The sequence below is a fragment of the Legionella sp. PC1000 genome, assembly GCF_014109805.1.
Classification (GTDB): Bacteria; Pseudomonadota; Gammaproteobacteria; order Legionellales; family Legionellaceae; genus Legionella; species Legionella resiliens.
Map to the genome: position 1 here is coordinate 1,947,640 of NZ_CP059400.1, position 14,019 is coordinate 1,961,658.

Here is a 14,019-nt window from a genome sequence, read left to right on the forward strand (position 1 = left end):
ATGATAACGATTCATGTACTGGCCGGTGGTGAACTCGTCCAACACGTACTTAATGCAACGACCTCTTTTATGAAGCAAGACAGCTTTTTAGGATTACTGCGTATTACCGCATTGATTGGCATTGTCATGGCTACCATCGGTTTTTTAAAAACCCGAAACCCTATGGCGTTTGCTCATTGGTTTATAGGATACATCGTATTAATTAATATTATTTTATTGCCTAAAACTTCAGTACTTATTGATGATATTTCCAGCCAAACTCCCAAATTAGTCGATAACGTACCTGTAGTGTTTGGCTTGAGCGCAAGCCTTATCACCACCATCGGCTATGGGCTTGCACAAAGTTATGATGCCTTGCTCTCAATGCCCAATGATTTGCAGTATACCCAAACGGGTGCTTTATTTGGTTCACGTCTTATTCAAGCATCCACCAGTTTTCGCATTATTGACCCCGTTCTTAAAGAAGAGATGAACGAATATTTTCGAGTCTGTGTGGTTGGAGATATTCGCATGAATCATAAATATTCAGTGGGTGATTTGGCACATTCTGCCAATCTCTGGGATTTAATCACCAAGAAAGCATCTCCTCTTCGAATGCTTAAAGTAAGTGGAAAGCTGGTGACTTGCCAAGAAGCATCAAAAGCTGATGGTCCATACAGTCTTCGCAAAAAACTTGAGACAGAAATTAAAAAAGCCTATACCTTTTTCGGCGTTAATTTATTTGGTAAACCCAAAAATACCACTTATGAAGCGCTCTTCAACACCCACTTAAAATCTGCGTTCAATTATTATCAAGGGCTCACCGACTCAGCAAGTAATGTGTTTTTACAAAGCATGATGATTAATGCCATGAGAGAAGGAGTAGGACAGTATCAGGCATTTACTGATGCCACCGCAGGAGTGGTTAATCAACAGTTTACTAAATCGCAAGTACAGCATCGCTGGAGCTGGGAAGTTCTTGGACAAAAAGCACTATGGATTCTCCCGATTACCCATACGTGCCTTACTCTGTTACTTTTTGGTGTTTTTCCTTTGATTATTGCCTTGAGCTCTCTTCCTGGTGGGGTGCGTATTCTGTATGGATACGTGCAATTTTTTATGTCGTTGCAGTTTTGGCCTGTTCTTTTTGCCATACTCAATGCAGGTATGACACTTTATGGTGCCTCTTCATCGGCAGAATTCGGTCAATTTACTATGGTGAATTTGAATCAAATCGATGAGCTCCATTCCGACATCTCTGGGGCATGTGGCTATTTGATGATGCTTATTCCGTTCTTATCCCATGGTTTAGTGTCCAATTTGGGTGGGGCTTTTAGTAATCTGGCAACAAGTATGATGAGCCACATGCAAGGCTCGAGTATGTCAGTTGCCGGCGAAGCTGCAAGTGGTTCGTTTGCTCTAGGGCAAACCAGCTTCTACAATACCACTGCCAATAATTTCTCAGCCAACAAACATGATTCCAACTGGACCCATCTTCATGGAATGCATACAGAACAATTAGGAAGCGGTGCTTTAAAAACAGTTAACGCACAGGGTGGAAGTATTTTTGATGTAAGTCCAGGTATGACCCGCAGTGCTGTTTCTATTAATACCGCTGAAGGATTAAGTGCATCACTGAACCAAGCCTATGAACAATCGCGTCAAGCAGCCATTAATGAATCCAACCATTATCAATCTGCTTTATCTCAGTTTGCCCATCGTGCCTTACAACTGTCTCAGTTACAAGGTCATGAGATGCGTTTAGGTGAGGGAGTTTCTGCCAGCGAGTCATCTCAATATTCAAAAGCTCTTTCCACAATCAGTCACATCGCCGAAGATGCAGCCCAACGAATGGGCGTGAGTAAAGAAGAAGCCCTGACTCATTTAACCAGTGGCGGTTGGGGTGCGCAGGCAGGGATTAGTACGAAACGCAGTATTTTTGGTAAGTTAGCACAATGGGGCACTGGGTTTCATGCAGGAGGAGAGACACATCTTAAATATGAGCAGTCCTCAAGTAACAGTAATCGCTACCACAAGTCAATGGATGGAAGTCTTTCTGCACGAGAAGCGAAAGATTTTAATGATGCAGTCAATTACATACAACACTTTGCAAAAAATCATCATTTTGACGACGGTCATTCACAAGCAGCTTCCTTATCCAATCAGCTGGGTGCAGACCTTCGGCAAGCAGAAACCGCAAGTCATAATTATGATGCGAACACGTCGAAAGCGCAGCGCATCTCTAAAGCAAAAAATTATGTGGAGTCGCATTCGGCTCAAATTAATACCGACTTAAATCAAGCATTTCCTGCCTATGTTGCCAAGAAAGTTGGCGAATTAAAACGAGACGAACTCTTTGGCCGACCGGGTGATATCAATGCGCTGAATCAACTTCAGGCACTCGGTCAAAGTTTCCTTGCCGACAAGCGAGAAGAATTACTCACAAATTTTGACTCCCAAGCCTCCCAAAAAAATGTGGCTTCTTTAAGTCAAGAAGGAAACCAGTATGTTGAGCAAAGAGAAAACCAATTGAGCGCATCTTATCAAAAGAATACTCAAGAATTGAAAGGGAATGCGGCAACATTAAACCTAGGAATAAATACTAAATCGACAGACTACTTACAACAAAATGTTCAAAAGCAAATCCATGAAATACCGCATCATCTCCAAGCAGAAGAAAAGTTGCTTCATAAGGCTCAGCATGATCTAATGAAGAAAGAGACTAAGGTCATTAATGAAGGGAGAGACGCACAAAAATTTGTTTTAAATGGAAAAAGTTCAAAGTCTTAGGACTGCAAACGCGAGGAGAAAAACAATGAACTCAATGGAATTGAAACGTGCATTAGATGCAGACATACAGCGCATTAAGCGATTAAATCCTGACATCATTCCTGCACGATTTTATTATGGAGCCTTGTTGAAATTATTTTTTAGTGGTTTTTGGAAAATATGGCTCATTATCTTAGCCACCTTTGTTTATACAGGTATCCGTAACCCGTCTAATGATGTTATGGCGCATGATACAGTAATGCACATTATCCAAGATGCAGCACTTTCGAGTTTATTTTTGAGTCTTGGTGCCATGCTGTTACTTACTCAAACACTTAACTTTAGTATTCTGGTGCGCTTTCATCTGGAGCGTCAATTAAAAACAGGTCCGTTACTGGTCAAAAAATTAAAGCAATTTGCTCATTTGTTCTTTGGCGTATTTACAGTAGTCTGCGCCTTATGTGCAAGTTTTGCTGAGTCTTCTGACATCTTTTTTCTCATGGGATTTACATACTTTGGTAGCCTTCTCATTACTTATTTTGTGGTGAGCATGGAAATAAATCGCATTGGATTAAATCTCCTTTTTTCAGTCATGCATGAGTTCTTTCAAAAAGACCAGAAAGGACACTGGGATTCTGTAAATTAAATCACCAAAGTAATTTATTAATTGCCATAAATACAAGCAGTGGTAGCCACTGCTTTGTCTAAAAGTAAGGAAGAAGAGTTAAAATGCAAAATGAGCCTAATTTCAAACATTATACCCGTGGCGGTCAAATTAGTTTTCATAATCTAAGAATGTGGGATCAGATTACCAAATCATTGACTGTAATTTGCTTGTTTCTTTGGTTGGTCGTAACTGGGCTTATCATTTGGAGTGTTACCTCCATTGAAAAATTACAGCATGCTTCTGTGTATTATTGGGCTAAACTTTTAAATCTTATTGGCCAAAGTCATATTTTCACGCTTTCTTTTCATGGCAAAGAATATCACCAAAACGTTAAGCAAGTTCTAAATTATTCCTATTATTATGAAAACGCTCGTGAGATGACTCGAACCTTAGGTCAATCTGCTTTAGGTGCTTTTTGTATTTCTTTTCTTCTAGGGGTGGGGCTTGCCTTTTATTTTATTCGCCGGGGTAAAGAGCAAAGCATGCATCAATTTATTCGAGGAAGTCGTATGGGCACTTCAGAACGAGTAAAGAATTTAATTATTCGCGATAATGTTGCTTCAGACATCCATATTGATGGCTTTCCATTAATTGCAGGAAGCGAAGTGCAACATTTTTTAGTCCATGGAACCGTGGGGACAGGTAAAAGCCAACTCATTATGAAAATGTTGGATGCATTACGCACACGAGGCGATCGCGTTATCATTTATGATAAAGGCTGCTCCTTTATCTCCCATTATTTCCAAGAAGAATTGGATGTTGTGTTAAACCCCTTTGATACACGCTGTCCTAATTGGGATATGTGGGCAGAAGCACCTCGGGATTCTGATTTTGAAAATATGGCCGAAAGTCTTATCCCGATGCACGGGGAATCAGATCCATTTTGGGTCAATGCAGCCCGAACGGTTTTTTCCTCAGTAGCGTCAACTATGCGCCATGACTCAGACCGATCGCTTGAGAAGCTTCTTCGGCTTTTGTTAACTGGCGAATTTTCTTTATTGGAAGAGTACTTAAAAGGAACGGCTGCTGCAACATTAGTCAGTGGTAAGATTGAAAAAACCGCGATTTCAATTCGTTCAGTAATTACGACCTATCTTAAATCCTTACAGACTTTATCAGGACTTGAAGCTCACAATAAATCAGCTTTCTCCATACGTGATTACATTTTAGAGGATAGTCGAAAAGGGTGGCTTTTTATTTCATCCAATGGCGAGCAGCATAAAACCTTAAAGCCCTTGATGTCGATGTGGTTGGCTATGGCATCACTGACTCTTTTAAGCTTAGAACCAAATCGAAATCGCCGTATTTGGTTTGTCTGTGATGAGTTACCTAGTTTGCATAAATTGCCTTTGTTAGGAGAAACCATTGCTGAAGTACGAAAGTTTGGAGGATGTTTCTTATTGGGAATGCAAAGCTTTGCCCAGCTTACCAAAGTATATGGACAAAGTGGTGCACGTGAATTATTTGATTTGCTCAATACCCGTTTTTTCTTTCGCAGTCCTAGTAGTGATATGGCACGTCTTGTTGCTAATGAATTGGGTGAAGAGGAAATAGAAGAATCTCGAGAGAATTACTCCTATGGGGCGAATAGCATTCGGGATGGGATTTCTCTGGGAAGTCAGCGGGTCACCCGTCCTATTGTTGCCTATCCTGAAATTTTAGAACTCCAAGATTTAGCCTGTTTTTTACGTCTTCCAGGCCCTTATCCTATGACTAAATTGCAGATTCAATTGATACAGCGCAAAACACAAACACAAGGATTTGTCGAAAGATATGTACCAACCTGTATCTCAGAGGATTCTTTAAAAGTGGAACAAGAAAGCGAGTCTTCCTCAGGTCCTATTTTAGAGGCGGTTTCCCAAAAAGCCAAAGAACGTCAACTCACAGAATATATGGACTAACAAAGAATGCTCAGCATACAACCATTAAAATCAGCCCAAGGTGCAGCAGATTATTATACTGCAGCGTTTAACTATTATGCAGGTGATGCAACAGCCATGCATTGGATGGGGAAAGCATGTACCCATTTGCAATTGCAAGGCGCTGTTGAAAAAGAGCAGATGTTATCTTTGTTAGAAGGTCGATTACCTAACGGACAAGTATTGCAAAACTTAAAAGGTGAGCACCGACCTGGCTTTGATATGACCTTTTCCGCACCTAAAAGTGTTTCCCTTTTAGTGGGTTTGGGTGCGGCTCCGGAGCTGATTCGCTTTCATGATGATGCAGTTAAATATGCGATTTCTCAAATAGAGACTGAGTTTGCCGAAACTCGCATCCGACGAGATGGCGAACTCTTTTATGAGAAGACGGATAATTTATTAATTGCGGCATTCAGGCAACCCAGCTCTAGAGCAAACGATCCAGCGTTACATACTCATTGTGTCACCATGAATATGACGTATCACCAGGGGAAGATGCGTTCTTTAGCCAGTGATCCTTCTCGAAATCGTGGCGTTATTGAGCAAATCCAAAATAATGCCCATTATTGTGGGTTAATTTATCGCCAGCATTTAGCCAATCAACTCAAAGAAGCTGGCTTTAATTTACGACTTACAGGCGATGGATTATTTGAAATTGAGGGAATTCCAGATGAAGTGTTAAAGGAATTTTCAAGAAGACGAGAAGACATTGAACAGCATTTAGAGGAAAAAGGTTGGTCGGGTGCAAAAAGTGCTTCTGCAGCAACCCTTCTCACGCGTCAGCATAAAGAAGAGCAAAATATGGAGGTGCTCGTTAATGATTGGCAAGAGCGTGCTAAAGAACTTAATTTTGATGCGCATAGTTTCATCAAGAATCGAGGTCAAAAGAGCAAATCCACCTCTTGGGTTTCAGAGTTGAAAGAGAAACTTATTAGCTTCGTTACAATAAATCGCCACACTAAAGAGCCAACAGAATCAAAGGCCGCAAAGGCCTGTGTGCAAGTAGCTATTGAAACACTAAGCCAACGAACTGCCGTGTTTAGTGAGCGAACCCTACTACACGAAGCCATGAAACACAGTCTTATTTATCCTGCAGCAATTACCAAAGAAACCATTACTGCAGCGATAGCACAAGAGAAGACAAAGCACACACTTTATGAAGGTACATGTCCAGAAACCCAGAAAACTCTTTTAACCACCCCTTGGCTGCTTACAGTGGAGTCCGAAACCCTTGCTCGAATTGAGCTAAATAAAGGAAGTGTAAAACCTATTGCAACGAAAGGGAGGGTCGAGACGTTTCAAAGCGAACGAAGCTCGATGTTAGCTCATTCAATGACTGCCTCCCAAAAACAAGCGATGATTGCATTATTGACCAATACCGATCGATTCTCTGCAATTCAAGGTTATGCAGGAGTTGCTAAAACCTCTATGCTCGCTGAGGCACGACTTTTAATCGAAGAGCGAGGATATGCCTTACGTGGCATAACTGTAGCGAGTTCCGCAGCGCATGAACTTCAAACAAAAGCAGGAATTACCGCCGACGTTTTTCCGATTGTGCATAAGGAGCTAAAAGATGCGCCAACCGCTTCTTTGTCGAAAACACTATTTATTGTTGATGAGGCGTCAATGCTTTCGTCGCATCAAGGCCATGAGCTGTTGAAACAAGTCGAGCGAACGGGTGCCCGTTTAGTGTTGGTTGGTGATAAGGCGCAACTTCCAAGCGTTAATACAGGTAGGATCTTTAGCCTAACCCAAGAGTATGGAATTAAAACCTCCATTATGGATGAAATCGTACGGCAAAAAAATAAAGAAACAAAAGATGCAGTAATTTATGCGACTCAAGGAAACGTTAAAGAGGCATTAAATCATCTTAACGTACAAACTTTAAATTCTCATGAGGAACGAATTCAATGGATAGCACAAAAGTGGTTGTCTTTGCCTCCACAGGAGCGTGAAGAAACCTTGCTGTTTGCTCCTACTCATGCCAATCGGCAAGAAATTACAGAAATTATTCGCCAAGGTCTTAAGGAGGAGGCGGTTTTAAGAGGAAATAAATTTGAGCACCAAGTGCTTAAGGCTAAATCTATAGAAGCAGCTCAGCTGCGTCATAGTCCTTATTATCAAAAAGGAAATGTTATTCGTTTTAATCAAGACTTTATGAATGGGCGGATAAAACAGGGGGCTTACTATACTGTTGGAAAAATGGACAAAAGCCATTACCGAGATAACATGTTACCGCTGACTAATAGGCAAGGAAAAATCATACCATTTGCGTTAAAAAATCTTCCCCAATATAAAACCCACATAGCACCCTTTGAACGAGTTATAGAGCTTTATGAATCGAAGCCCCTTGAACTCTATGAAGGTGATAAAGTCATGTGGACCCGGAATTTTAAAGAAGAAGGCATTCGAAATGGTCAATATGCCACCATTCACGAAATCAATGATGAAGCGATTCATTTTAAAACGAAGGAGGGTATTTCTTTGCGGCTGAAACGTACACATCCTTCCTTAAAACATCTTGATTACTGCTATGTCTTAACCAATTACAAAGTCCAGGGAAAAGATGCAAGTTATGGAATCGGACTTATGGAGTCTTATCATCGTTTTAGTGCCACTCTAAAAAATTTCTATGTACAAATTTCTAGAGCTGTTCATGGAATGACCTTGGTTACAGATAATAAAGAAGAATTGATTCAGGCAATTCAAAGAAATGCTGATGAAAAGCCTGCTTCTCTTGACGTTCTTTCCAGTAAACAATTAGTGGGTCATTACGAACGATACAAACAACAGAATCCTTTATCACTTCAGACAGTCATTGATAAGAAACAACTATTTGAAGCTCACCCACTTCCAAAGAATATCGGTGAGCTGTATTTCACCCAAAATACGAGTAAAAACCTTGTTTCTCAGAAACCAAAAGAATTGGTCAAAGAATTAGAACTATAAAGCAGGAGAAAATAATGCACCGTTTAACTATTTCATTACCCGAAAATTTGCATAGCCGTATCTCGTCACTCGCAATACAACATCATGAATCAATGTCCAGTATTATTAATCGGTTAATTCATGTTGGGTTACAGCACTGGTATGAGGAACAACAAAAAGCAAATTCGATTGTAGAACAGCATTGTCAGCAGTTAATTATTCAGATGAATGCATTGATAAAAAACATGTCAGTGGAATTACTTAAGTTTACTCCGGATGATTTGGAACAATTGCAAAGAGCAGCAATGAGTAAGTTTGCTGAATTGAGCAAAGTGAGTAAGAGTAAGTTCTCATTTTAAATATCGAAAAAATTAAGAAAACAGGTAGAAGGAGTTGGTGGATTAGACTAAATCCTTTTGCTGATAGGTAGATGGTGTTAAAAAAATAGAAAAAAAATGACAGAGCCTTATAATGTCGCCTATTTACTTTTTGGTGATCGTAATGATTCGATACATACTTTTACTGTGCTTTATCTCTCTAAGTTATGCCCAATCTCCAGGCTCTTTTTCACAGTCTAAGAAAATTGCAGCACAATTATTTCAGAAACATCAACAAACCATATATTGCCAATGCAGTTATGAAGATAAAGAAGTAAATTTAGCCAGTTGTGGCATGCAAGCTGCTGATTCAATCAAACGAGCGCATCGCATTGAATGGGAGCATATTATGGCTGCCGAACATTTTGGGCAGCAATTTGCATGTTGGCGTGAACTCATGTGCGAGGACAAACATGGCAAACCTTATAAAGGACGACGATGTTGTGAAAAAATCGATGAACAATTTCGCCATGTGGAGGCCGAACTTTATAACTTATGGCCCGAAGTAGGAGTGGTGAATCAAGCCCGGTCGAACTATCGATTTAGCGTGTTGCCGGAACAACCCGATTATCTGGGATGTACGATGAAAATTGATAAAAAATTGCGCCGTGCCGAGCCGCCTGACTCTGCCAAAGGAGTTGTGGCACGCGCTTATTTATTTATGGCTGAACATTACGGATTATCCTTAAGCTCATCGCAAAGACAATTGTTTATGAGCTGGAATAAAACATTTCCTCCAAGTTCCTGGGAAAAACAATGGGCATTGCAAGTTGCTGCAATTGAAGGATATGAAAATCCTTATATTATAAATTGGCAAGAACATGCGTCGCAAAGGATAGTTTCTCGATAAGAAAAATCACTTTGGTGGTTTTTCTTGGTGTTATTGGCATTCTCCTTCGATGAAAAGATGTTTTGTGCACAAAGAAAACATAAAATTCCCCAGAGTATATTTCACGAGGCCTTTCTCATTAATCAGTATTAAGGGACTATACTGACAATAACTCCTTAAATGGACGAAATCATGTGTGGTCGATTTGCATATGTGGCGTCTTACGACAAGTTAAAATACCAATTTCATCTATCGAATTCGATTGAGATTGCTCCACGATTTAATATTGCACCAGGAGCTGAGTTGGTGTGTCTTGTAGAAACCGAAATTCATGAAATTCAAAGTGTATTATTGCGTTGGGGACTTATTCCTTCTTGGATAACGGATAGAAAGAAAATAGGAAGTCTCATTAATGCACGTGCTGAAACACTTTTTGAAAAACCGGCGTTTCGCCAGGCGATGAAATCCAAGCGCTGTTTAATGCCCATGAGTGGTTTTTACGAGTGGCACCAAGAAAATGGTGTCAAACAACCGTATTTTTTTCAAAAAAAGAACCGTGATTTGCTTGCTGTGGCTGCTCTTTGGGATACCTGGCAGTATGCAGGGGAAGTAATACATTCGTGTTGTCTAATAACTACCGATGCCAATCCACTCATGGAGCCAGTACATCATCGGATGCCCGTTATTTTAGATGAAGAGGCTCAAGCCATTTGGTTGAATAACTCTCAATGTGATAAAGCACAATTGATTTCGTTAATGAAACCTTATCCTCATGACGATTTAGAAGGGTATAAGGTCTCTACTTTAGTGAACAAGGCTGACTTTGACCATCCATTGGCGATGGAGCCATTATTTAAATAAAAAGCATAAAAAAAATTTTCTTAATATTCTCGAAGACTTAATGTTAATTTCAGCGTATGTACCTCGAGTTGGGATTTACAACTTATTTTCTTGCGTCTATGATAATTGTACGTAAATCAAAAAAAGCGTCATTATGTCACCACGAGGCGGAAAAAGAGCAGGGGCAGGGCGTCCCAGGGGTGAGCCTACCAAAGCAGTTCGTCTTCCGGTAGCTCAGATTGCTGAATTAGAGCAATTAAAAAATCGTCCTGATTACCAATTGCCGGTATTCGCAAGTAAAATTCAAGCAGGATTTCCATCACCTGCGGATGATTACATTGAAGGATATCTCGATTTAAATGCCAAATTCATTAAACATCCATCCTCCACATTTGTTTTGCAAGCTACAGGGGATTCCATGGTGGATGCGGGTATTTTTTCAGGGGATTGGTTGTTAGTGGATAGAAGCCTGGATCCCTCTGATGGGCGTATTGTAATTGCGGCAGTCAATGGGGAACTCACAGTAAAGCGTCTTTCAAAAAAAGGGAGTAGGGTACAATTACTTCCTGCCAATCCCAAATTTAAACCCATTGATATTACAAAAGACTGTGAGATGGTGATTTGGGGTGTGGTCACTTTAGTACTTCATGAGCTGGCCTAACATGTTTGCTCTAATCGACTGCAATAATTTTTACGCCAGTTGCGAACGTTTATTTCGCCCGGATTTAAGGGATGCTCCCATTGTGGTGTTATCCAATAATGATGGATGTTGCATTGCGCGCTCAAATGAGGCTAAAGCATTGGGCATCGCAATGGGTGAGCCTTATTTTAAGATTAAAAATTTGTGTACACAGCATGGTGTGGAAGCATTTTCTTCGAATTACACCCTTTATGGCAACATCAGTCATCGAGTGATGTGCACCATTGAAGAAAGCTGGCCACATGTAGAAATTTACTCGATTGATGAAGCCTTTCTTGATTTAAGAAGTTTACCTGTCGCTCATCATAATACTTTTTGCCAGGATTTACAGAGGAAAATCTTAAAGCACATAGGAATACCCACTTCCATAGGCATTGGACCTACTAAAACATTAGCAAAAGTGGCCAATCATTTATGTAAAAAGGTCTTTAAGATTCCGGTATTTAATATCACATCGAATCGTGAGCAATTATTAAAGCAGATTTCAATAGGGGACGTATGGGGAGTAGGGCGGCAATGGGAAAATAAATTAATCGCCCGAGGTATTCATACTGCCTATGATTTGGCAACAACCAATACGCATCTTTTAAAGAAGAGTTTTAATGTGGTTCTAATGCGTACCGCAATGGAGTTGCAAGGAATTGCTTGTGGTGGTTTAGAGGGTATAGAACCTAAGCAAAGTATCATGTCGTCTAAAAGTTTTGGACAGATGCAAACACAACTCGGCTCAATTGCGGAATCAGTAAGTAGTCATTGTGCACGCGCAGTGGAGAAAATGCGTCAACAACATTTGGTGGCGCAACGTATGTTTGTTTTTGTGCATACCAACCGGTTTCGAGAGGATTTGGCACAACACGTTCAATCCATAGAGTTTCGTTTTATTAATCCAACGGATGATTTGCGGTTAATTACCAAAATCGCCAAGCGATGTCTGCAACGTATTTTTAAACCAGGGTATTACTATAAAAAAGCAGGTGTATGTCTTGAGGATTTAATTCCTACAAACCCACGACAGCGGGATCTATTTCATCAGCCAAATGATGAGCAACTCCGCCACACGGAACAATTAATGAGTATTTTTGATCAAATCAATCAAAAATATGGAAGAAGCACAATTCATTTAGCCGCTGAAGGTTATTCAAAACCCTGGGCCATGCGTGCTGAACTTAAATCACCTGCTTATACCACGCGATGGTCTGAAGTTCCTCAAGTTCATTTGTATTGAAAGGATAATTGATGAATGAATTAAAGGAGAGAAATCCGATAAGAAAAATCATTCATATTGATATGGATTGTTTTTATGCCGCAATCGAAATGCGGGATTTTCCTGAGCTTGCGAATAAACCCATCGCGGTAGGAGGGGCGGCTGATCGAAGAGGAGTTATTGCAACGTGCAATTATGTGGCACGAGCATTTGGTGTGCGCTCAGCCATGCCCACAGCACAGGCATTGAAATTATGTCGTCATCTCATCTTACGGCCTGTACGTATGGAGGTCTATCGAAACGAAAGTCAGTATATTAGAGCCTTATTTGAAGAATATACTGATCTCATTGAACCTTTATCCTTGGATGAAGCCTATCTTGATGTGACACAGTCTTCCAATTGTAAAGGGAGTGCTACGTGGATGGCACAAGAGTTACGTGCGCGAATTTATCAGACACGACAATTGACTGCGAGTGCAGGAATTGCCCCGAACAAGAGTTTGGCAAAAATTGCCAGTGATTGGCATAAACCTAATGGACAGAAGGTAATTCGACCTGGGGAAATTGCGGCATTTATGATTGATTTGCCGGTGCGCAAATTATTTGGGGTCGGCCCTAAAATGGAGGAAAAACTAAAGACACTAAATATTAAAACATGTGGTGATTTACACCATTATTCCATGGAGTATTTATACAATGAATTTGGTGTTATGGGGCAGAGACTTTATGATTTAGCACGTGGAATCGATGAGCGCCCTGTTAATCCTGAGCGCATTCGCAAATCCATTAGTGTTGAAGAAACTTATTTGCAGGACTTACCGGATGTAGAAGCATGTTTTGCTGCTTTACCTGAATTAATGGTACGTCTTGAAGCACGAATTAAGCGGGCGGGAGCATTGTCCTCAATACACACTCTTTTTGTTAAATTAAAATTTAATGATTTTCAGCAAACGACGGTGGAATGCGTGCATGACAGTCTCGATATAAATATTTTATTCCAACTCATACATGAAGGTTTTTTGAGAAAACAGATACCGGTACGATTGTTAGGTTTAGGAATTAAATTGAAGCAAGAGCTGATTCATGAGGGCATTCAACTTGAATTAAACTTAGATCAGAACGAATTAGAAAATTAACATAGAATTGCGGTAGAACGTTTTTTAGCTCCTCAAATATTATATCTGTTGTGTTACAAACTTCGCATTTAAAGTTGCCATACATCTGATCATTATAGTTTATTGGTTATTTCAAATTTCATAATTTCTTTATTCCAATAGTTGATTTTTCCCATATTACTCATTCCGCATTTTTTTAATACATTTTGGGAAGAGGTATTCTCAGGATGTACTACCGCAATTAGTTTTCGGATCTTGATATCTCGAAAACCAAATTGAATTAGAGACATGGTAATCTCTGTGGCGTACCCTTTACCCCAATATTGAGGCAGTAAAGCATAAGCCACCTCAACCTCTGATTGGTTGTCATCATAATTGAAATAAATCAATCCTGCTCGACCGATAAACTCATGTGAATCTTTTGTATAAACAGAGCCAAGACTAAATTGATGTTTTTGAAAGTGATTAATGGCTTTTTCTAATCCAACCATAACTTCATTTTTATCACGTTTCCCATTACCTATAAAACTCATCACGTCAGAGTTTGATTGTAGAGTGTATAGATTGTCTAAATCATTCAGAGATGGGTTGCAAATAATTAGTCTAGTAGTTGTTAATAATGGGCTCATTTAATTTTCATTTATGGCTAATAGTTATATTCAATAGTATACATTGGAGTCATTCATTAGTAG

11 protein-coding genes are annotated in these 14,019 nt (G+C 39.9%); 10 read left to right on the forward strand and 1 reads right to left on the reverse strand.

Going from position 1 to position 14,019, the window contains the following annotated elements; translation table 11 throughout:
* From traG to dinB, 10 genes are all read left to right on the forward strand, one after another.
* Complete coding sequence (traG, locus tag FOLKNPGA_RS08510; protein ID WP_182352627.1) at positions 1-2,769, forward strand: conjugal transfer mating-pair stabilization protein TraG; 2,769 nt, start codon at positions 1-3, stop codon at positions 2,767-2,769.
* Between the two features lie 25 nt (positions 2,770-2,794).
* The gene (locus tag FOLKNPGA_RS08515; protein WP_182352628.1) at positions 2,795-3,394 is read left to right on the forward strand and encodes a hypothetical protein; all 600 of its coding nucleotides are present in this window, start codon (positions 2,795-2,797) and stop codon (positions 3,392-3,394) included.
* A gap of 83 nt (positions 3,395-3,477) precedes the next feature.
* Positions 3,478-5,316 carry a type IV conjugative transfer system coupling protein TraD gene (gene traD / locus FOLKNPGA_RS08520; protein WP_182352629.1) on the forward strand — a complete coding sequence of 613 codons (1,839 nt, stop codon included), beginning with the start codon at positions 3,478-3,480 and terminating at the stop codon, positions 5,314-5,316.
* Positions 5,317-5,322: 6 nt separating this feature from the next.
* Positions 5,323-8,283 carry a MobF family relaxase gene (gene mobF, locus FOLKNPGA_RS08525; RefSeq protein WP_182352630.1) on the forward strand — a complete coding sequence of 987 codons (2,961 nt, stop codon included), beginning with the start codon at positions 5,323-5,325 and terminating at the stop codon, positions 8,281-8,283.
* A gap of 14 nt (positions 8,284-8,297) precedes the next feature.
* Positions 8,298-8,621, forward strand: coding sequence for a hypothetical protein (locus tag FOLKNPGA_RS08530; protein WP_182352631.1), 324 nt, complete (start codon positions 8,298-8,300; stop codon positions 8,619-8,621).
* 142 nt (positions 8,622-8,763) lie between these two features.
* Positions 8,764-9,489 (forward strand): endonuclease, encoded by a 726-nt coding sequence (locus FOLKNPGA_RS08535; protein ID WP_182352632.1) that lies wholly within the window; start codon positions 8,764-8,766, stop codon positions 9,487-9,489.
* A gap of 171 nt (positions 9,490-9,660) precedes the next feature.
* Positions 9,661-10,329, forward strand: coding sequence for an SOS response-associated peptidase (locus FOLKNPGA_RS08540; protein ID WP_182352633.1), 669 nt, complete (start codon positions 9,661-9,663; stop codon positions 10,327-10,329).
* A gap of 133 nt (positions 10,330-10,462) precedes the next feature.
* Positions 10,463-10,969 (forward strand): LexA family transcriptional regulator, encoded by a 507-nt coding sequence (locus FOLKNPGA_RS08545; RefSeq protein WP_182352634.1) that lies wholly within the window; start codon positions 10,463-10,465, stop codon positions 10,967-10,969.
* Entirely contained in the window at positions 10,956-12,233 is a 1,278-nt protein-coding gene (locus FOLKNPGA_RS08550) for a Y-family DNA polymerase (protein ID WP_182352635.1), read from the forward strand. The genes FOLKNPGA_RS08545 and FOLKNPGA_RS08550 overlap by 14 nt, the downstream gene beginning before the upstream one ends.
* Before the next feature lie 11 nt (positions 12,234-12,244).
* Positions 12,245-13,348 (forward strand): DNA polymerase IV, encoded by a 1,104-nt coding sequence (gene dinB, locus FOLKNPGA_RS08555; RefSeq protein WP_182352636.1) that lies wholly within the window; start codon positions 12,245-12,247, stop codon positions 13,346-13,348.
* A 92-nt stretch (positions 13,349-13,440) separates the two neighbouring features.
* Here dinB and FOLKNPGA_RS08560 read toward each other — a convergent pair whose 3' ends face one another.
* Entirely contained in the window at positions 13,441-13,956 is a 516-nt protein-coding gene (locus tag FOLKNPGA_RS08560; protein ID WP_182352637.1) for a GNAT family N-acetyltransferase, read from the reverse strand.
* Between the last annotated feature and the right edge of the window lie 63 nt (positions 13,957-14,019).

Excerpts from the sequence above, each read along its gene's own strand:
- FOLKNPGA_RS08530 (WP_182352631.1), top strand. The coding sequence starts at position 8,298 with ATGCACCGTTTAACTATTTCATTACCCGAAAATTTGCATAGCCGTATC.
- dinB (WP_182352636.1), top strand. The coding sequence starts at position 12,245 with ATGAATGAATTAAAGGAGAGAAATCCGATAAGAAAAATCATTCATATT.
- FOLKNPGA_RS08560 (WP_182352637.1), bottom strand. The coding sequence starts at position 13,956 with ATGAGCCCATTATTAACAACTACTAGACTAATTATTTGCAACCCATCT.
- traD (WP_182352629.1), top strand. The coding sequence starts at position 3,478 with ATGCAAAATGAGCCTAATTTCAAACATTATACCCGTGGCGGTCAAATT.
- FOLKNPGA_RS08540 (WP_182352633.1), top strand. The coding sequence starts at position 9,661 with ATGTGTGGTCGATTTGCATATGTGGCGTCTTACGACAAGTTAAAATAC.
- FOLKNPGA_RS08550 (WP_182352635.1), top strand. The coding sequence starts at position 10,956 with ATGAGCTGGCCTAACATGTTTGCTCTAATCGACTGCAATAATTTTTAC.
- FOLKNPGA_RS08545 (WP_182352634.1), top strand. The coding sequence starts at position 10,463 with ATGTCACCACGAGGCGGAAAAAGAGCAGGGGCAGGGCGTCCCAGGGGT.
- FOLKNPGA_RS08535 (WP_182352632.1), top strand. The coding sequence starts at position 8,764 with ATGATTCGATACATACTTTTACTGTGCTTTATCTCTCTAAGTTATGCC.
- mobF (WP_182352630.1), top strand. The coding sequence starts at position 5,323 with ATGCTCAGCATACAACCATTAAAATCAGCCCAAGGTGCAGCAGATTAT.
- FOLKNPGA_RS08515 (WP_182352628.1), top strand. The coding sequence starts at position 2,795 with ATGAACTCAATGGAATTGAAACGTGCATTAGATGCAGACATACAGCGC.
- traG (WP_182352627.1), top strand. The coding sequence starts at position 1 with ATGATAACGATTCATGTACTGGCCGGTGGTGAACTCGTCCAACACGTA.